The sequence below is a fragment of the Gallibacterium salpingitidis genome (assembly GCF_001678495.1).
In the GTDB taxonomy this organism is placed as follows: Bacteria; Pseudomonadota; Gammaproteobacteria; order Enterobacterales; family Pasteurellaceae; genus Gallibacterium; species Gallibacterium salpingitidis.
This window is the reverse complement of the sequence record NZ_JTJL01000043.1, coordinates 1-20,837: the sequence shown is the minus strand read 5'-3', so window position 1 is coordinate 20,837 and position 20,837 is coordinate 1. Positions and strand designations below refer to the sequence as shown.

17 protein-coding genes are annotated in these 20,837 nt (G+C 36.3%); 5 read left to right on the top strand and 12 right to left on the bottom strand.

Annotated elements, in window-relative coordinates; genetic code table 11:
• Positions 1 to 39 precede the first annotated feature (39 nt).
• The 6 genes from gloB to QS62_RS08140 form a co-directional block, all read right to left on the bottom strand.
• A complete protein-coding gene (gene gloB, locus QS62_RS08165) occupies positions 40 to 738 on the bottom strand; it encodes a hydroxyacylglutathione hydrolase (protein WP_066108598.1) in 699 nt (232 codons plus the stop codon).
• Complete coding sequence (recD, locus tag QS62_RS08160; protein ID WP_231923693.1) at positions 732 to 2,660, bottom strand: exodeoxyribonuclease V subunit alpha; 1,929 nt, start codon at positions 2,658 to 2,660, stop codon at positions 732 to 734. Before recD ends, gloB begins: the two co-directional genes overlap by 7 nt.
• A complete protein-coding gene (gene recB, locus QS62_RS08155; protein ID WP_066108592.1) occupies positions 2,657 to 6,250 on the bottom strand; it encodes an exodeoxyribonuclease V subunit beta in 3,594 nt (1,197 codons plus the stop codon). Before recB ends, recD begins: the two co-directional genes overlap by 4 nt.
• Before the next feature lie 63 nt (positions 6,251 to 6,313).
• The gene (locus tag QS62_RS08150; protein ID WP_066108588.1) at positions 6,314 to 6,670 is read right to left on the bottom strand and encodes a DsrE/DsrF/TusD sulfur relay family protein; all 357 of its coding nucleotides are present in this window, start codon (positions 6,668 to 6,670) and stop codon (positions 6,314 to 6,316) included.
• Positions 6,671 to 6,679: 9 nt separating this feature from the next.
• A complete protein-coding gene (locus QS62_RS08145) occupies positions 6,680 to 7,987 on the bottom strand; it encodes an NCS2 family permease (protein WP_066108585.1) in 1,308 nt (435 codons plus the stop codon).
• Positions 7,988 to 8,096: 109 nt separating this feature from the next.
• Complete coding sequence (locus tag QS62_RS08140) at positions 8,097 to 9,674, bottom strand: DUF2813 domain-containing protein (protein ID WP_066108581.1); 1,578 nt, start codon at positions 9,672 to 9,674, stop codon at positions 8,097 to 8,099.
• Positions 9,675 to 9,824: 150 nt separating this feature from the next.
• Between QS62_RS08140 and QS62_RS08135 the strand changes: the two genes are divergently transcribed.
• Complete coding sequence (locus QS62_RS08135) at positions 9,825 to 10,736, top strand: LysO family transporter (protein WP_066108578.1); 912 nt, start codon at positions 9,825 to 9,827, stop codon at positions 10,734 to 10,736.
• Between the two features lie 44 nt (positions 10,737 to 10,780).
• Here the strand turns inward: QS62_RS08135 and QS62_RS08130 are convergent, their stop codons facing one another.
• The gene (locus tag QS62_RS08130) at positions 10,781 to 11,815 is read right to left on the bottom strand and encodes an AI-2E family transporter (RefSeq protein ID WP_066108575.1); all 1,035 of its coding nucleotides are present in this window, start codon (positions 11,813 to 11,815) and stop codon (positions 10,781 to 10,783) included.
• Between the two features lie 71 nt (positions 11,816 to 11,886).
• Between QS62_RS08130 and folX the strand changes: the two genes are divergently transcribed.
• Positions 11,887 to 12,255, top strand: a complete 369-nt coding sequence (folX, locus tag QS62_RS08125) for a dihydroneopterin triphosphate 2'-epimerase (protein WP_066108571.1) — start codon at positions 11,887 to 11,889, stop codon at positions 12,253 to 12,255.
• Between the two features lie 72 nt (positions 12,256 to 12,327).
• On the opposite strand, the gene QS62_RS08120 is transcribed toward folX, so the two are convergent.
• The 5 genes from QS62_RS08120 to QS62_RS08100 form a co-directional block, all read right to left on the bottom strand.
• Complete coding sequence (locus QS62_RS08120) at positions 12,328 to 12,750, bottom strand: universal stress protein (protein WP_197496286.1); 423 nt, start codon at positions 12,748 to 12,750, stop codon at positions 12,328 to 12,330.
• A 7-nt stretch (positions 12,751 to 12,757) separates the two neighbouring features.
• Positions 12,758 to 15,409: a TRAP transporter permease gene (locus tag QS62_RS08115; RefSeq protein WP_066108567.1), complete on the bottom strand. Its 2,652-nt coding sequence runs from the start codon at positions 15,407 to 15,409 to the stop codon at positions 12,758 to 12,760.
• Positions 15,410 to 15,494: 85 nt separating this feature from the next.
• Complete coding sequence (locus QS62_RS08110) at positions 15,495 to 16,454, bottom strand: TAXI family TRAP transporter solute-binding subunit (protein ID WP_066108564.1); 960 nt, start codon at positions 16,452 to 16,454, stop codon at positions 15,495 to 15,497.
• A gap of 171 nt (positions 16,455 to 16,625) precedes the next feature.
• Positions 16,626 to 17,357, bottom strand: a complete 732-nt coding sequence (truC, locus tag QS62_RS08105; protein ID WP_066108562.1) for a tRNA pseudouridine(65) synthase TruC — start codon at positions 17,355 to 17,357, stop codon at positions 16,626 to 16,628.
• A complete protein-coding gene (locus tag QS62_RS08100; protein ID WP_066108559.1) occupies positions 17,350 to 17,670 on the bottom strand; it encodes a YqcC family protein in 321 nt (106 codons plus the stop codon). Before QS62_RS08100 ends, truC begins: the two co-directional genes overlap by 8 nt.
• Before the next feature lie 87 nt (positions 17,671 to 17,757).
• On the opposite strand from QS62_RS08100, the gene QS62_RS08095 reads away from it, so the two are divergent.
• The 3 genes from QS62_RS08095 to ppnN are packed head-to-tail and all read left to right on the top strand — an operon-like array spanning position 17,758 to position 20,808.
• Positions 17,758 to 18,549 carry a Zn-ribbon-containing protein gene (locus QS62_RS08095; RefSeq protein ID WP_066108556.1) on the top strand — a complete coding sequence of 264 codons (792 nt, stop codon included), beginning with the start codon at positions 17,758 to 17,760 and terminating at the stop codon, positions 18,547 to 18,549.
• A gap of 25 nt (positions 18,550 to 18,574) precedes the next feature.
• Positions 18,575 to 19,423: an NADPH-dependent 7-cyano-7-deazaguanine reductase QueF gene (queF, locus tag QS62_RS08090; protein ID WP_066108553.1), complete on the top strand. Its 849-nt coding sequence runs from the start codon at positions 18,575 to 18,577 to the stop codon at positions 19,421 to 19,423.
• Between the two features lie 14 nt (positions 19,424 to 19,437).
• Positions 19,438 to 20,808, top strand: coding sequence for a nucleotide 5'-monophosphate nucleosidase PpnN (gene ppnN, locus QS62_RS08085; RefSeq protein WP_066108550.1), 1,371 nt, complete (start codon positions 19,438 to 19,440; stop codon positions 20,806 to 20,808).
• Positions 20,809 to 20,837: the final 29 nt, after the last annotated feature.

The window sequence follows — 20,837 nt, the reverse complement described above, 5'->3', positions numbered from 1 at the left end:
AGAGATGAGATCAAATTCTCATCTCTTATTCATCATCTATTAAAATTTATCCTTTGCTTGTCGCAACACAATAAAAGTTTCCAAGTTTTCACAACGTAAAAATGGATTTAATGCTTTTTCCAAACCTAATGTTGTTGGTAATGTTGGACGTTGCTCTGCTCTTAGTTGTTCAATCTTTTTAGCATATTCCGTTAATGCAACAGAATTTTCTACAGATTGTGCAAAACGTAAATTACTCAATGTATATTCGTGTGCAGCACAAACAATTGTGTCATCTGGTAATTGCTTAATTTTTTGTAATGAAGCAAACATTTGTGCATAGTCACCGGTAAATACTCTGCCACAACCCAAAGAAAATAAAGTATCACCACAAAAAAGGTGATTATCAACAAGATAGCTAATATGGCCAGCAGTATGTCCACCAGTCATCAACACGCGAATAGTATAATAAGGTGTATGATGAATACCAGACTCCACTAGATGTGTTGCTAATTTAGAACCAACTTCTGTAGGTGCATAGACTGGTACATGCGGATATTTTTTACGTAATTGTGCCACTCCACCAGTATGATCGGCATGATTATGCGTAACTAAAATCGCCTCTAATTTTAGGCTAGACTTTGCCAAAAAATTCTCTACAACCTCTGCTGTAGCAGGATCTATTAATAAAGCGTGCAGGTTATCGCGGCTATAACACCAAATATAATTATCACTTAATGCTGGAATAGCGACTAGCATCTTATTCCTCCAAAATATTGCTTGATCTGTTCTGCTAATCCACTACAACGAACGGTTTGATTCCGTACTGCCATTTGCCAAATATCCTGTTGGCTAAATACAGTAAATTGCTGTTTAGCTCGTGTGATTGCAGTATAAATTAACTCTTTACTAAGTAGCGGATTATACTCTTGTGGCAAAACTAATACAGCATGATCAAACTCTGAACCTTGCGATTTATGTACTGTCATCACATAAGCAGGCTCAACACTAGGCACTCTGCTAGTAAGTACACTACGAAAACCGCTTTCTGTTTCAAACCAAACTTTTAAATTCCCTTGTTCATCTGGCAACACTAAGCCAATGTCGCCATTGAATAAACGAATATTATGATCGTTCTGCAATACAATAATTGGCTTCCCTAAATACCATTCATAGGCAAATCGGAAATCTAGCTGTTTTTGATAACGCAGCAGTTCGACAATTTTCTGATTAAGCTGTTCTACACCTAATGAACCTGTACGTAAGGCACTTAACAGGCGGTAACGTTTAAAATATTGAAAGGCAGTTTGAATTTCCGTCAAACTCCAACGTGTTTGCTGTTTCACATAGCGAAAATAATCACGATAAAGCTCTGCAGCAAATTGAATCACCGAATAATTATCACTCGGTTGATGTACAAATAACGGAAAAGCCTGAATATCTGAATATTGTTCAAATAGTTGCCAACTCTGCTCTGCTTGTCGTTGATTTACCAATCTAGCCAATTGTCCAATCCCAGTATCAGCATTAAAGCGATAACTATGTTGCAAATGACACAAACTATCACGAATAAAGTTATTCTCGGTGGTATCGGCCAATTGTTGCTGACAAACTTGTTGAAAATAATGATTTTGTTGCTGACTATAACCAAATTGCAAAAATTGCCCCAGTTCGGACATGATTGAACCAGCCTCAACCGATGCTAATTGGTCTTTATCACCAAGAAAAATCAAACGTGTTTCTGAATGTACGCCTTGTAATAATGTCGCCATTAATGACAGATTAATCATTGAGGCTTCATCAATCACTAATAAATCGACATTCAATGGACGTTGCTGATGATATTCCGGTTTCGCATTCGGTTTTATGCCCAATAAGCGATGAATTGTTGCTGCCTCTTGCGGTAAGCTCTGCTTCAGTTCAATCGGTAAATTAATTTGCTGAATGGCTTGATGTAGCGATTCCGTTAATCGAGTGGCTGCTTTACCTGTTGGTGCTGCTAAACGGATAGTCAAAAAATCTTTATTTTGCAGCTGTTGTAACCATTGCAAACCCAACAATAGTTTTGCCACTGTGGTTGTTTTTCCTGTACCCGGCCCACCAGAAATAAAGGTAATGGTGCGTGAAAAGGCAGTCGCTACTGCAATTTTCTGCCAATCGGGATGTTGCTCATTCTGTGGAAATAGCGTTGCTAAAATCCGTTCAATTTCTTGAAGCTGCAATGGTGAATATTGAATTGTTTGGATCTGGCTTAAACGTTCCGCAATATAGTGTTCATTTTGCCAAATACGGTGAAAATATAGTGCTATCTGCTGCTGCAACGGACGCATAACGATTGGTGTTACTTGTTGTTCTTCAATAGAAAAAGCCGGATGCTGCACTAAACTTGTTTGCCAACTCGTCAATTGTGGTGGTAAAAGTTGTTGCAACTGTTTTAATAATTGTTGTTGTTCACTGGCGAATTTTAACTCAAACGGATTTTCATAAAGATGCTGATCAAGTAATAAACAGCTATGCCCTTTTTGATGCACAAAACTTAATTGTGCTGCTAAAAAAGTCGCTAAATCATTAATAGGTTTATCAACAGTCATACCTTGCTGGTGAATAAATTTGGCAAAGTAGTAATCAATATTTTCAATTATCTCTTGATCACGTAATTGTTTTAATAGTGCTAACATCATTCACCCCATAATTGATCAAGTTTTTCAATTAATACTGTTGCAGGTTTTGTGAAAAATATTCCTGTGTGCTGCTGAGTATCAGGTACTGCCATACCACGTAAAAATAGATAAAAGACACCGCCAAAATGCGTTTCATACTGATATTCGGGATCATTGAGTTTTAAATAGCGGTGTACTGCCAATGTATAAATCAAATACTGCAAATCATAACGCTGTGCTGAAATAACTTTGCGTAAATTCTCTTCTTGATAACAAGATAACTGCTCTCCCAAGAAATTACTTTTATAATCAATAATATAATAATGATTATCTCGTCTAACTACTGCATCAATAAAACCACGAATAAAGCCTTTAATCTCATCCACACGAATTGGATAATGTTGATCATATAATGGATGATATTGGCTTAAAACGGAATTAAATTCCTGATTATTAAATAATTTTCCTAATTTTAAGTAGAATTGTAATTCGGTTAATTTATCTCGTTTGCTGATTTGATTTAAACAACCTAATTCAGGTAGAGGTTGTTGTAAAATTTGCGTGAACCATAGCTGTAATGGTGATAGCCAAGTTTCTTCTAAATTAAGCGCTTGGCAAATCGTTGTTAGCGAATCAATGCTGATAGGTTGGGTGAAATCCAACTTTTCTAAATAACTATGCAAACAAGAACCTACCACCGCACCTTTAGGAAAATCAAAAGGGGAAAAACCGGTTGGATAGTAATGAGATAATTCTGTATCGGTAATCGTTACTTCACTATCATTATGCCAATTTGATGATAAATCCTGATCAAAATGATCTTGCCCTATATCAGCAAAATGCTGCGTATAAAGTTCCTGTAATTTTGCTTGTAACGCAGAAAAACTGGTCACTAACCAATTTTTTTCAATATCTTGTGAAAATTGACGAACAGTTAAGGTCGGCGTATTTGCTAAATTTGGTCGCCAATTGTCATTGTATGGCAATTTATTTGTCATAGTGACTTGCCAATGTTCAGGTGAAAGCGCTCGATCAAATAATTCTGCATAGTGATTATGTGCCGAAAAATCCGCTTTCTCTCCTTGTAGCAGTAAATAATCCAATGGATTTAATGTCGCTAGATTGCTTTTTTCATTAAACATTGGTTCAGCGGGTACTCCAACAACGAGTTGATATTTAGCTCTGGTCAAAGCAACATATAACAAGCGCATATCTTCCGCATTATTTTCTAATCGTGTTTGTTCCGTATGCTCTTTCAGCATATCCCACATCAGCTGATTTTGCTGATTATGATAAAACTCGGCTTTACCCGCAACTTTTTTCGTTAAAATAAATGGCAAACAAACAATGGGGAATTCTAGTCCTTTCGATTTATGAATTGTGATAATTTTCACCACATTTTGCTCACGTTCCAGACGTAAACGATTTTCTTCATTACCTTGAACACCACTTAATTGCTGCTGATACCAGTTCAATAATGCTTCTTCATTTTGCTGCTGATTCATCGCTTGCTGCAACAATTCACTTAAATGCAATAAATCCACTAAGTAGCGTTCGCCCAACTCAAACTGTTGTAAACGTTGTGGAATCTCTTCTGTTTGATAAAGCCGATACAGCATTGGCAACACCCCTTGTGTTTGCCAAATATGACGATAATTTAATAAGCGATCAATCAATGCTGCCCATTGAGATTCATCTTCTTTTAATTGGTAAATTTGTGCAGCGGTTAAGCCCCATAAAGTCGAACCTAATGCAGACAATACCGCACGCTCACTAAATGGAGTAAAACAAGCTTGCAAAATAAGCGCCAAATCTCGAGCTGTAGTAGTCTCAAACACATTCGCTTGTTCTGATAAAAACACTGCCGTAATGCCTTTTTTCGCTAACACATTACGGATAATTTGGCTTTCATCTCTGTTTCTTACTAATACTGCAATATCTTTGGCGGCAACGACTTGCTGCTGGCTCTCAGGATCTTCAATAAACAAGGCTTGTTGCTGCTCGGCCGCTTTAAGCAATTGTTGAATATGACAAGCAAAAGCTTCTGCCATTGCCAGTTGATAAGACTCTTTATATTTTATTTCTTCATTTAGCTGCAATATTTGCCAAGGTTTTTGTCTTTTTTGCGCAATAGCTAAATAACCTTGACGGTGTGCTGAAATAAGTGGGAATTGAATATTAGTTAAATAAAACGGATTTTGCGTCTGTGAAAAGAGTTGATTAATACTGTCAATCAAAGCAACAGAAGAACGATAATTATGTTGCAGGGTATAAATATGCTCAATGTGGTTATTTTGCTGCTGATCCATAATCGACAGATAAGTAAAAACATCAGCACCACGAAAGCGATAAATGGCTTGTTTTGGATCACCGATTACAGTGAAACCTGTCACTTGTTGATCCGATATTGGCGATAGATAAATTTTCTCGAAAATCGTTAATTGAACAGGATCGGTGTCTTGGAATTCGTCAATCATCGCAAAAGGATATTGCTGACGAATTAAACGGATTAATTTCTCTGCTTGCGGTTTAAGCAGAACATCACGCAATACACGCAGCAAATCATCAAAATATTTTTCATTATGTTGATCTTGATAAGCAAAAATGCGCTCACGTAAAGTGGTAAGATAAAGATAATTCATCACACTGACATAAGCTGTATATGAAAATTGTTCAAAAAACTGCTCTAATTTAAACACTAATTCTGGCAGCTGAACCTCTTTACCTTTATAAAATTTGATTTCTGTTAGCGTTATTGCCTGCTGCATTCTTTGCTTAATATCGCTATCTTCGGTAACTGATTGGCAATAGGCAATGATTTTTTCATTACTTCTTTTCTGAACATTATCGCGATATTGGTTAAACCATTGTGTAAATTCGGCAAAATAGCGCTGCTCAATAGCAGTAAACTCATCTAACTGCTGCTGATAATAACTTAACCCTGCCTGGAGATCCGTAAACGGTAATGCAGTCGTAATTTTCGGCATTTCACCAGATAGCAAAGCCTCATTTGCATCAAAAAAGGTATCCGGTGATTGAAAAATATCGGTGACGATTTGTGCTTGTGTTGCGGAAAGTGAATAGAATTGTTCACGCCATAATTGATAATTAATTTGTCGTAACTGTTGTTGATTGGCTTCACTGACAGAAAAATTAAATGTTAAACCAGAATCAAACGCATATTGACGTAAAATACGCTGGCAAAAACTATGAATAGTAAAAATCGCAGCTTTATCAATATATTGTGTTGCAAAAGTTAAACGTTGAATAGCTAAATCTAAATTGTTTTCTAGATAAGGCAATAATGCGAGTAATTCAGCATCGTCAATTTGCTGTTTATCTTGATGTTGCTGATATTGCTGTAATAATTTTAACCAAGATTGAATTCGTTGATTAATCCGCTGCCGTAATTCTTTGGTCGCGTCTCGAGTAAAAGTCACCACCAAAATTTGTTCAATATCCAATGGCATTGGAAAATTATTTTCTCCAGCTTGTAATAATAGGCGTAGATAAAGAGTAACCATCGTATAGGTTTTGCCTGTTCCCGCTGAAGCTTCAATTACATTATTTTGTGCCAATGGCAATGAAATTGGATTAAGTTGTGTTGTCATATCTTGATTAAATATAGAGAGAAAAACGCCGATCTCTATTGAATCGGCGTTATTTGGTTATGTTTAGAAAGTAAGGACTTTATCCGCCCATAGTGTCCATTCAGCAACATCAGCTAATGTACCGAGCGTTACTCCGTCAATTAATGGATGTTGTGATACTGCACGAGCATTAGTACAAGTTGTACATAATTTTACTTCTACGCCTAGTCCAGTCAAAATGCTCAATAGTTCTTGAACATTACCACCTTCTTTCGGGTTTTGTCCTTTTAATCCAGACAACACTGCGTCAGAAAAACAGAAAATTTTCATTTCTACGTCTTTAGTATGTTCTTCTTTTAAAGCTAGCGCAAAACGTAACGCATTAAAGGTTTTCTCTCCACCATATGGAGAATCATTTAAGATATAAAGTAATTTTTGCATACTAAATCCTTAATCTACTAAGATAATTTTGAGTAAGAATAAGACTGCAATTACCCATACTGGAATACTGACGTCTTTAGCTTTACCAGTGAATAATTTCATTACACAGTAACTAATAAAACCAAGAGCGATCCCTTCGGTAATTGAATAGGTAAATGGCATCATCGCAGCAGTAATAAAGGCTGGAGTTGCTTCAGTTAAATCATCCCAACGTACTTTTACTAAGCTAGAAGACATTAAAATACCTACGTAAATTAAAGCACCAGCAGTGGCATAAGGTGGCACAATCGCCGCTAAAGGTGAAATAAAGATAACTAATAAAAATAGAATACCTACTACTACAGCTGTTAAGCCTGTACGACCACCAACAGATACTCCTGCGCTACTTTCAATATATGCGGTTACAGAGGAAGTTCCTAAATAAGCACCAGTTACAGAACTAATACTATCCACATATAATGCTTGTTTCATTTTTGGGAAAGTGCCTTGTGCATTGCTAATTCCTGCTTTATCAGTTACCCCTAATAATGTACCTGAAGAGTCAAATAAGTTAACTAGCATAAAGGAAAAAATAATGCCTAATAAATCACCTTGTAATGCCCCGGTTAAATCCACTTCACCCACAACGGAAGTAATGCTTGGTGGCATAGAGAAAATGCCTTGGAACTGTGTTTTACCCAATACTAATGATAATACGGTAGTAACAACGATTGATACCAATACCGCAGCATGGATTTGCTTCGCTCCTAAAATCACAATGATAAAGAAGCCTAAAATACCTAATAATACTGTTGGTGAATGTAAATCACCTAATGACATTAATGTAGCTTGATTTGGCACAATGATACCCGCATTATGGAAGCCCATTAAGGCAATAAACAGACCGATACCTGCCGTAATACCTACACGTAAACTCAACGGAATAGCAGCGATAAGCCAATAACGAATTTGGAATAAAGTTAAAGCTAATAAGCCAACCGCACCCCAGAAAATGGTACCCATACCCACTTGCCAAGATAACCCGATTTTACTGACGACAACATAAGCAAAAAAGGCATTTAGCCCCATTGCCGGCGCTAAGGCAACGGGCAAATTAGCAAATAATCCCATAAAAATACTACCAAAAGCAGCGATTAAGCAGGTAGTAACGAAGACAACTTGTGTATCCATTCCTGCCACCCCTAGAATAGATGGATTAACGAATACAATATAGACCATAGTGAGGAAAGTTGTGATCCCAGCGATAATTTCTGTTTTTACATTGGTATTATGTTGTTCCAAGTGAAAAAATTTCGCCAAAAGACTTTGATTTTGCATAAAAAAACACCTGTAGAATAAAGAAAAATAAAAAAGAAAAGCTATCACAGGCTTTTCCTTTTAATTCTAGCAAAACTCAGCAAATTTTCTTGGAAAATTTTTAATTTTTTTATATGCCCTGCTCTTTTGCAATTAGCAACATTTTGGAAAATAAACGGCGGAATAATAGTGGGATTAATTGGTTATCGCTCTGTTTTACTGCTTTAACGATCGCCAAAGCCAAATCTGGTTTTGACGTGTTTTGAATGGCACGTTGAATAATCTGGGCTTTGGAATAATTGTGTTTTTCTGGTAAACGTGCCAAATGCTTAAACACAAATTCAAAGCCATTATCATAAAAATAGTGTTCAATATCCCGTTTTGGCAATGCGGTAATTTTATCTAAAGCATGTTCATTCTCACGTAATAATTCAGTAGCCACTGCTACATACTTTCTACCCGCTTCATCCCCATCAGTTAATAGATGCCAAGCAATTCCCATCAAGTTGGCGTATTTAATTAAAGGTTTGATGCCACATTGTGCAAATTCAACAATGCGAATACCTTCATTTTCTAAATTGATATCTAAAACTTTAGCCAGCTCATTTAAAATCCAAACTTCTGTTTCTCCCTCAACGAAAATCCATGCTCGTGAAAAGAGGGCTAAGCTACGATTATAGTGAATATGAAAAGTTAAACGGCGTAAATCCACTTTACCTAAATCATGACGATCTAATTGATAAGATTGAATACGCTCTTCACCTCGCACTAAACGACAAATCGAATGCAGAGGCACATTGGATAATAATTCCACTGAATTGGTGGTGATCAAACGTTGTAATGGAATATAGCTTAATAAATCCCACATAATCGCCATTAAACGAGGATGCAAACGGGATTCAGGATCTTCAAACAATAAAATTGGATTACTGACTTGCGAAAATAAGGTTTTGTCATCTGGCAAAAAATGCTTCACTAAATAGACAAAAAAATAGCGTCTTAATTTTTCATCACCTACCCGTAATTGTTCTGCTAACTTTTTCGCTTGTTGCCATAATAGGCTGGTGTCGCCAATCGCTGTTTGCCTATTACGTTCCAAAATAAAGTAATAACGTAATAGCGTCATTACTGCAGTAAAGAGTTCGATAATTTCTGGCGTTAAATTCTTACTAAAATGAATAGGTTGTAATTCTATTGGTTGCTTTACTAAACGAGCATCACGAAAGCGATAGACGGTATGACGTTGAATGAGACGGCTGACTAATTTTGTCTGTTGTGCTTCTTCTAACGCAATAACATTGCCTTGCTCATCAATAAAATTATAGGTGGTACAAATTTCTCCTGATACGGTTTGTTCAGCAAAAACGCGCAAATAAATACGATCAAAACCATCTTCATGTTTTACTTTGATAGGATGCAAAAAATGTTGGGTAGGAAATTGTAATTCTCCAGGCTCTGATTCACTAAATGTAAATAACAAATTAATTGAGGAAACTTTTTTTATTTCCCCTTCTTGCATAGAGTAAAAAAAATCATCAGCTTGAAATTGATAAGGTTCAGCTTCTTTATTAAAAATTAAACTTAATAAGTCGAGTAAACTCGATTTACCCCAAGCATTTTCACCAATCAGCACCATATTAGAACGTAATTGAAAGGATAAACGGTGAATACCACGAAAGCCGACAACCTCAATTTGTTTCAAATACATAATTCTGATCCTTTTTTTGCGTTATCTCGTCATCATCTTAGCACACTAAGACTATTTAGTTACGCTTGTTATCTTTTTTTATTTGACATTCCCTATCAAGAACCGATAAATTGACGCCTTTCAATTATTTTTTATTATATTTATCACTTTATGCTAGAAAGTTTAGCCATTGTATTAGTGCCTTTATTTTTAGGCTATTTAATTAAAAGTAACAACGTCACATTTATACATTGGATCAATAAAAGTATTATGGTGTTGTTGTTTCTAATTTTATTTGTAATGGGCTGTTCTTTAGGACAGTTAGATAACCTAACAACAACTTTGCCAGATATTGCATTTAAAGCGGTAGTCTTCAGCTGTATTATTCATGGCTTAAATATTCTTAGTTTAGGTTTATACGATAAGCATTACCCTGCTCCGACATTAAAATCTGCTAAAAATATGCCATCTCGCGTCAAAATGATTCTCGATTCAGCCAAAATGTGCAGTATGGTGGCTGTAGGTTTTGTCTTTGGACTTTTGACCAAAAGTTATTTTCTTATCCCTCATGGCTCCAGTACTTATGTGCTAATTGTTTTAATCTTTTTGGTGGGAATTCAATTGCGCAATAGTGGGATTAACCTACGCCAAGTATTTTTTAATAAACGTGGCATCGTTATTTCCGTTATTTTTACCGCAAGTTCATTATTAGGCGGTATCATATCCGCACTTTGTTTACAAATTCCACTTAGCCAAGGTTTAGCCATCTCTTCTGGTATGGGATGGTACTCTTTATCAAGTGTGTTATTAAATGATGCATGGGGGCCAATCTGGGGTAGTATTGCATTTTTTAATGATCTTTCGCGTGAAATTGCTAGCCTCTTTTTAATTCCGTTATTTATGCATCATTATCGTGCTACTGCTGTAGGATTAGCTGGTGCAACTGCATTAGATTGCACCTTACCGATTATTCAACGCTCAGGTGGAATTGAAACTGTACCATTAGCATTAAGTTTTGGCTTTATTATTAATTTATTAGTGCCAGTCCTATTGGTGTTTTTTAGCAGTATTCCACTAAGTTAAAAATTTAAGGTCGCTTTTTTAAGCGACCTATTATTGAAAAATGATTACTCTCCTAACAAATAAGCATATTTTTTCGTTTTTTCACTAGATTCCAATGCGATTTTTACTGCCATAGTTAATGGAACAGACAGTAACATTCCGACTGAACCTAATAACCAACCCCAGAAAATTAATGAGATAAAGACGACTAAAGTAGAAAGTCCTAATGTTCTACCCATCATACGTGGCTCAATAATATTTCCCATTACCATATTGATCACTAAAAATGCGATAGCAACAAATAGACCATCACTATAACCATTTAAGATCATAGCTTGAATAATGACTGGAATTGCTGCCAATACCGAACCAATATTAGGAATATAATTTAATAAAAAGGCTACCGTACCCCACAATACTGCATATTGTACGTCCAATATTACTAACGCTGCCCACACTAAAATCCCCGTCACCAAACTAACAAAGGTTTTAATCGCAAGGTAACTAATTACACTACTTAATACTCGTTGAATATTTTCTAACTCTTTTTGTTCCTGTTTATTGGCAAATAATACGGTCAATTTCTGTTTCATACTTTGTGCTTCAAACAGCATAAACACAACAATTAGCAGTAAAACAAAACCATTGGTGATGACACCTGAAATTCCCGCTAATAAACGGCGAATTAATCCCATAATAATATTAGGATCGAGATTTTCTTCGACTAAATTTTTAGGAATGAAACGATAAAGATCGAACCGATCCATAATGGCAGCTAACCCTGCAATACGTTGCGCCAATAATTGTTTATATAGTGGAATAGAAGCGGAAAATTCATTAATTGCATTTCCAACTAATCCAGCAAATGATGTTAATGTAATTACAATTAACCCTAATAAAGCGATAACAGCTAGCCATAAAGGCACTTTTAATCTCACTAAAAAATTGATCAGCGGCGTACAAATAATGGCTAAAAAAAGCGCCAATAAAAACGGTACTACAATCTCTACCGCAGATTTAATACCCGCCAAAATAATCACTAAACAAGCCATCATAATCAGAACATTTTTTATATTCTGCTTGCCTGCACTGTTTTCCATAATATTTCCTATTCAATCTCGTTTTTAAACTAGGCTATAATAGCAAAAAAGCTATCTGATAAGGAGTTGTTATGCCAATTATTAATTCAGCAATCATTACCATTAGCGATTTACGTTTACGTACTTTTATTGGAATTAAAGAAGAAGAAATTAATAACAAGCAAGATGTCGTTTTACAAATTCAACTTGGCTATAACTGTGAGAAAGCTAGTCTTAGTGATAATGTTGATGATGCACTCAATTATCGTACTATCACTAAAAAAGTCATCCAATACGTAGAAACACACGAATTTGCACTGTTGGAAAGAATGGTACGTGAAGTATTAGAAATTGTTGCGGAACCAGAAGCTGTGGAATGGGCTGAAGTAGAAATCGCAAAACCTTTTGCATTACGTTATGCTGATTCAGTGTCATTACGTTTACGCTATGAGCGAGAATAAAAATAATAAAGCCCAAAAGATAATCCCCTGTTAATACAGGGGATTATGCTATTCAAAGTTAACGTATTAAAGTTAACGCAAAATCAAAATTGGCTTTTCACTAAAACGAGCAACTTTCACTGTATTAGAGCTTAAACCTGGTTTGCCAGGTTTAGTTGCCATCATAATAATTAAATCTACATTTTTCTCTTGCGCTAAAGTATTAATTTCCTCATACACTGTACCATGCGCAACAATATGTTGCACTTTACGGTCTTTCGGAAAGTTTTCTTCAGTAAATTCATGCAGACGTTTATTAGCTTCAGCCAATACATCTTTATCGAAATTACGTGGTAATAAAGAGGAAACGAAGCTGTTTTCCAATGGCGGAATAATACTCACCACGCGTAATACCGCATCTGGATTACCTTCTGTCATCGCTAAAGCAGTACTAACTGCTTTTTTAGCTCCTTCTAAATAACTTAAATCAACTGCAATTAGAATTTTATTAAACAATTGCATATTATTTCTCCTCTTTTGCTTTACGACGACGTTGATTCCATGCTAATCCACCTAAAATGATTAATGCAGGAATAAACATCCACTCTTTATTTAATGCGCCTTTCACTGGAACTGAAACATCTAAAATTACCTGATCCCAATTCAGATTCGCTTTCGCTGCTGGTGAATCAATTTCTACATTATCAATAATAATCTTATTGATTTGTTCGCCATCAACTTCAATTTTTTCGCCAGTTGCTAATAAGGTTAAGCCCATTTTTTGCAAACGTTCTTCGCCAGTTTCCCCTGCTGGTACTTTAAGTTCTGCATAGAACTCAATTGGTTTACCATAAGGATTGATACCAGAAACTTTCAACATAACAGGCTCACCTACTGGTGAGTGCGCTACTTGCTCAACTAAATGATCTGGTTGGATATGACGTTGACTTGGTGAAACATATTCCATAAAGAAACCAGGTCTAAATAGCATAAAGGCGACTAGTAACAAGACAATTGTTTCCCACCATTTATTTTTAGTCATAAACCAACCCATCGTTGCTGCGGTAAAGGAGAACATTGCTATCACCGCAACAAAGAAAATTAGTACTGCGTGGAAGAAATCCACATTAAGCAATAATAAGTCGGTATTAAAAATAAAGAGGAAAGGCAACAATGCGGTACGCATACTATAGAAGAATGCAACCATACCTGTTTTAATTGGATTACCGCCAGACACCGCTGCTGCTGCAAAAGAAGCTAAACCTACTGGTGGCGTAACATCCGCCATAATACCGAAATAGAAAACGAATAAGTGTACGGCAATTAATGGCACGATTAATCCATTTTGACGACCAACTTCAACAATGACGCCAGCCATTAATGATGACACTACAATATAGTTTGCGGTAGTCGGCAAGCCCATACCAAGAATTAAGCTGAACATTGCTACTAAAATTAACATTAACAAGATATTGCCCATAGAGAACAACTCAATAATGCTAGAAAGTTGTACCCCAAAGCCTGTTAATGCAACGACACCAACAATGATACCCGCTGTTGCAGTAGCAATACCGATACCAATCATATTGCGAGCACCAGTTTCTAAACCGTTAATTAATTCTTGCAAACCTTGTTTAAGGTGTTCTGCATAGCCACCTTGTTTACGGAAGTAAGCTAATAATGGACGTTGTGTTAATAGGATTACTGTTAATGCGATAGTCCCCCAGAATGCTGATAGACCTGGAGATAAACGTTCTACCATTAAACACCAAATTAAAATTACCACTGGTAACAAGAAGTGAAGCCCAGCATTTACCGTTGGTTTAGCTTTCGGTAACACTACTACTTCTTGGTTTGGATCATCCACTTCAAGATCCGGGAAGGTAGAAACGCGATACAGTAAAAGCACATAAATAATGGCTAATAATACGCAAACAATAGTAAAGGCAAAATCTGGTGTTACGACTTTTAACCAACCTAAACCAAAATCAACAGCAAAATAAAGTAAACAAATAATGATAAAGGTCGAAAGCGTACGTAACACTGTCACAACCCAAGGTCTTGCAACATCTTGGCGTGGTAAGCCTTGTAAATTCAACTTACAAGCTTCCAAATGCACAATATAGACTAACGCAATATAAGAGATAACCGCTGGTAAGAAAGCATGAGTAATCAATTCGTTATATGGCATATTGATATACTCAATCATCAAGAATGCTGCAGCCCCCATAACAGGTGGCATAATTTGTCCATTTACAGATGAAGCAACTTCAACCGCACCAGCTTTCTCAGCAGAGAAACCGACACGTTTCATCATTGGAATGGTGAAAGTACCAGTGGTAACCACGTTTGCGATAGAGGAACCTGAAATTAAACCGGTTAATCCAGATGCAACCACAGCAGCTTTAGCTGGACCTCCACGTAAATGTCCCAAATAAGCAAATGCGGTTTTAATAAAGTAGTTACCTGCCCCAGCTTTATCTAATAAAGCACCAAATAACACGAATAAGAAGACATATTTTGTTGATACACCTAACGCAACCCCAAAGACTCCTTCAGTCGTTACCCATTGTTGATTGATAATATGAGATAACGTTCCTGTTCTATGACTCACTAGCCAGTTACTTGGGAAAAATTGCCCATAATAGTTATAGAGTAAGAAAACAATCGCAATCACCACTAAAGGCAAACCTAGGCTACGTCTGGTACCTTCGAGTAGCAATAGAATTCCAATAATACCAACAATAATATCTTGTGTATTTGGTGCACCAAAGCGAGTTACCAATTCGTTATAGAAAATTATCGGATATAAACAAAGTACAGCCCCCACAACTGCAAAAATCCAGTCAATTACTGGAATATGTTGTTTTGGGGAACGTTTAAATGCCGGATAAGATAAATACGCTAAGAAAATAGCAAACGCGAGGTGAATAGAACGTGCTTTCGTATCATCTACCACCACATTAATGCCCCAACCTAAACTTTTGATTGCTTCTTGTAACCAAAATGGAAAAGGTGAAGCGTAATAAATTTGAAACAATGACCAAGCAATTGCAGTCCAAATAATAATATATTTAGAGATACCATAAGGATTTCGACCACCGCTATCATTTGAGGCGACCATATCCTGCAGATCGTCAAGATCAACAGTATTTTGTTTTGTCACTGAGGTCATATCTTCTCTCTCCTAAAATCAAAATCCAAAAAACCGAAAAAAGGCAGGAAGACCTGCCTTAAGTATTTTTTATTGTTAAATAAAATTACATCCAGCCACGTTCTTTATAGTAACGAACAGCGCCTTCATGTAATGGTGCGGATAACGCATTTTTAATCATTTCTGATTCTTTTAAGTTAGCAAACGCAGGGTGTAAACGTTTGAAACGATCAAAGTTATCAAACACCGCTTTAACTACTTGGTAAACTACATCTGGAGATACATCAGTTGAAGAAACTAAAGTTGCATAAACCCCGAAAGTATCAACTGGTTGATCAGAGCCTTTATAAAGTCCGCCTGGAATTACTGCTTTCGCGTAATATGGATTATCTGCAACTAATTTATCAATCGCTGGACCAGTTACTGGCACTAAATGTGCATCACAAGATGCTGCTGCTTCTTTTAACGCACCATTTGGGTGACCTACGTTATAAGTAATCGCATCTAAGTTGTTATCACACATTACTGAAGCCATTTCAGCTGGTTTTAATTCTGAAGCTACTTTAAATACTGAATCATCCCAACCTTTTGCTTTTAAGATAACGTTCATTGTTGCGCGAGTACCTGAACCTGGGTCGCCAACATTAACACGCTTACCTTTTAAGTCATCAAAAGATTTAATACCAGAATCATCACGTGCCATTACGGTAAATGGTTCTGGGTGAATTGAGAACACAGCTCTCAATTTATCATTTTTCTTACCTTCAAAAGAGCTAGTACCATGGTAAGCATGATATTGCCAATCTGATTGAGCGATACCCATATCTAATTGTTTATTCGCAATACCGTTTAAATTTGCTACTGAAGCTCCTGTTGATGGTGCATTACATTTTAAACCTGTTTTTGCTGTATCACGATTCACTAATTGGCAAATTGATTGACCAACTACATAGTAAACACCTGTTTGACCACCGGTACCGATAGTAACAAATTTATCCTCTGCCATTACTGATGCTGAGGTAAGCATCAAGCTGGTTACCATACCTAATTTAAATAATTTTTTCATTGTAGTTCCTCTTTAATAAAGGTGAGATATTATGTCTGCAAAATCAAGTTAAGCACCTGACGCACCAATTAGATATACAAGACAACAATATAATTTGCAATAATCAACAGTAACTTTTTCTAAAAAGTTGAATAATTGTCACAAAAAAACAATGTTTTTTTAGCAAAATCGTTATGGTTTTGCATAAAAAATATTCTTTATTTTCAGGAAGTTTTGATCTAAAGATGCAGAAATTTCTAATTTTTGCTGGCTAACTGGATGAAATAGGCTCAATTTTTCAGAATGTAATAACAAACGATCTACTGAAAAATAATCAGCAAATGCACGATTTTGATGTAAATCGCCATATTGCGTATCACCAATAATCGGGTGAAAAATATGTTTTAAGTGGCGTCGCAACTGATGTTTTCTACCTGTATGCGGAATTAATCTTACCAAACTGTAACGAGCTGTTTGATGCTTCCCTACCGCAAAAGGTAATTCCATTGTTGCTAAACTTTGATAATCAGAAATAGCGGTTTGTGCCTCTTTTTCCTGAGTTGCAAATTTATCAGCAATTTTATCCAGCTTGGGTTTTAATGGATAATCAATACGATCACAACCTCGCAAATAACCACGAACCACTGCTAGATAACATTTTTCAACTTGCTTATTCTCAAATTGCAGGCACATTTGCTTAGCAATTTCGCTATTTAATGCAAATAACAGTACACCCGAAGTAGGACGATCTAAGCGATGAATAGGAAACACATGCTGCCCGATTTGATCGCGCAACGTTTGCATGACAAATTGGGTTTCATGTTTATCAAGCCAACTCCGATGTACTAACATTCCCGCAGGTTTATTGACGGCAACTAAAAATTCATCTTGATACAAAATTTCTAATGATGGTTGATTACTCATTAGTCAATAACACCTCAATTTTTTGCACAGGAATCAATAACATTGGCAAGTGAGGATGATCTTTTAATGCTTCTTCCAAATAAGGTGAAATAGCAATGGTATTTGGTAATTCTGCTTCCGCTTCAATCAATGCCATCATTTTCGGGATAAAAATCCATTGCAGCCATTCGGTTGGTTCCATAGTATCTAAGGCAAAAGGTTGTTCGCTGGCAAACGCAGATTCTGGCGGCGCTTGGTATTGCCATAATTGATGTTGTTGCATTATTTGTTCTAATTCTTTCAAATAATCCACTAATAAATCATTTTTTTGCATAACACACCTCATTTTATCAATTAAATATTTAGATTCTTGCTAGAAAAGCATAGTATATGCTCTTTGTCGTTTTGATAGGAGCATTTAATGTTTTTAACCAAAGTCACTTTTCTTACCGAGAAGCAACAACGTTATGATATTAATCAAGCTCTACGTTATTGTAATCAATTAATTGATGCATGGCGTTATAATGGGCAAATTATTGGGCGCGAGATTCCTGTCAGTTACCAATTTTCAGACGATGATTTATTATGCTTTGAAATTCATGTTAACTGCCCAGAACAAACCTCTTTACAACCGGAATATAATAGCGATTTTGTCCAACAAGCATTTGCTAATTTAAACAACATAGGTGTCCGTTTAGATCACTATGAAATATCGGCAATCGATCTTAATTCTGATGAAAATTTGCCTGATATTAGTGCAGCCAATGAATTGGTGCTCTATACCAACTATCTAAAAAGCAGTTCGCCAATTTGTGCGTTAGATACATTGGCACCTATACCGTTATATCATTTATGCCATCAGCATGCTCAATTAGGTATGAGCTGTATTAAATGGGAAGAAAATTGGCAAGCTTGTGACCAATTGCAAATGAATGGCGATATTTTAGAACAGGCTGCAGTACAACAAATTAGCGAATACAACAGCCTATTATTTAAGCAAGGTTATGCGCTACGCCAACAATTAGAACACTATTTACGAAAACCAGTTTATTATTATCTATATCGAATCGGCGGCGAAAGTTATCAACAAGAACAAGCACGTTGCTGTCCTGGTTGTGGTAGAAAATGGTTTTTAGAACAATCTATTAATATTTTTAATTTCAAATGTGACCATTGCCGCCTTGTTTCCAATATTGCATGGGAATTGCAATAATTATTTAATTAAAAAGGATCTTTATATGACAACTTATGCTGATGCTTCTCTTTCTGCCTTAACTTTAGGTAAAAAGACAGCTTATGCCGAACATTATCAACCAACTCTCTTACAAGCAGTTCCTCGTCACCTAAATCGTCAACAATTAGGTATTACTGAACAACAACCTTTTTCACAAGGTGCCGATATTTGGACACTTTATGAGTTATCTTGGCTTAATCATAAAGGTGTGCCACAAGTGGCAATTGCTGACGTTTATCTTGATTTTCGCAGTGAGAATCTAATTGAATCGAAAAGTTTTAAACTTTATCTCAATAGTTTTAATCAAACGCGTTTCGCTACCGTTGAGGAAGTACAGCAAACTATACAAAAGGATTTAACTCAATGTGCAAAGGGTGAAGTGCAAGTTGTATTACATTCTCTAGATGAGTATCAACAACAACCTATTGCTCATTTTGCTGGTATCTGTATTGATCAACAGGATATTGAAATTGATAATTACCAATTTAATCCTGAGTTATTAACCAATTGTGCTGATCAACAAAGCGAAGTGATTGAACAAACTTTGGTTAGTCATCTACTAAAATCAAACTGTTTAATTACACAACAACCTGATTGGGGCAGCGTTCAAATCCATTATGTCGGTAAGCCAATTGATCAAGAAAAATTGTTACGTTATTTAATCTCTTTTCGGCAACATAACGAATTTCATGAACAATGTGTCGAACGTATTTACTGTGATTTAATGCGTTTTGCTCAACCAGAAAAATTAACCGTATATGCGCGTTATACTCGACGTGGCGGCCTAGACATCAATCCGTTTCGTTCAAATTTTGAGACATTACCCGCTAATTTACGTCTAGCTCGCCAATAAATTAGGAGGAATTGATGAGCGTTTATTATATTAATCCACGAGGAAGTATGGATCAGCTTTCTCATTTAGAAGTTGCCCGCTTAAAACAAGGTGCGGAGGGCGATCTTTATCCATTATATCGTAATTGCTCTCTTGCAGTGCTTAACTCTGGTGCGGTGACGGATAACAGCCGCGAATTACTTGGTCAATATCCTGATTTTGCCATTAATTTATGCGCACGTGAACGTGGTATTGCCTTAGAACTACATAATCCACCGCCTAGCGCTTTTGTTGATGATAAGATTATCCGCAATATCCAATATCATTTATTTGCGGTGTTACGTGATATTATTTTTGCACAAATTAACCAAGAGCGTTTTCGTGGTGCTTATCTTCCGCAAGCTAAACCAAGTGAACGTATTACCAATCAAGTTTTCTCGATCTTGAGAAATGCTAAAGCCTTACCGATTGGGGAAGATCCTAATTTAGTCGTTTGTTGGGGCGGACACTCCATCAATGAAGTTGAATACAGTTACTGTCGTGCGGTTGGTTTAGAATTAGGTTATCGTGAATTAAATGTGGTTACAGGTTGTGGCCCAGGTGTTATGGAAGCACCAATGAAAGGCGCAGCAATTGGCCACGCAAATCAACGTTTCAAAAGCAGTCGTTTTATTGGTATTACCGAACCATCAATTATTGCTTCTGAACCGCCTAACCCGATTGTGAATGAATTGATTATTATGCCTGATATTGAAAAACGTTTAGAGGCATTTACGCGGTTAGGACACGTATTTTTAATTTTTCCAGGCGGCCCTGGTACATTCGAGGAGTTTTTGTTCTTACTTGGGATTAAATTGCATCCAGAAAATCAAGCACAAGAAATTCCATTAATTTTGACTGGACCAGCAGCTTGTGCTGATTATTTCAATGCGATTGATCGCTTTGTTGAAAAAGTATTAGGTGAAAAAGCGCGTCAGCAATATGAAATTATTATTGATGATCCGGTGCTAGTCGCACGTAAAGCAAAACAAGCTATGGAACTGATCAAGCAACAACGTTATCAACGTGGTGATTCTTATAGCTTTAACTGGGCAGTTAAAATTGATCCTGTTTTACAAGCACCTTTTGAACCAACACATCAAGCAATGGCTGCATTAGATTTACATCTCAATCAACCTTTGATGGATTTAGTATCTAATTTACGTCGCGCCTTTTCGGGTATCGTCGCCGGTAATATTAAGCCTGATACAATTGATGAAGTGGAAAAACATGGGGTCTTTAAATTACATGGCGATCCAATGGTATTAGAGCAAATGGAAATCCTGTTGAAATCTTTTGTTGCACAGCATCGGATGAAATTACCAAGTGCTGAGGCGTATGTGCCTTGTTATGAAATTGTGCGTTAATATTTTAATGGCCTAATAGACAAAAGTGT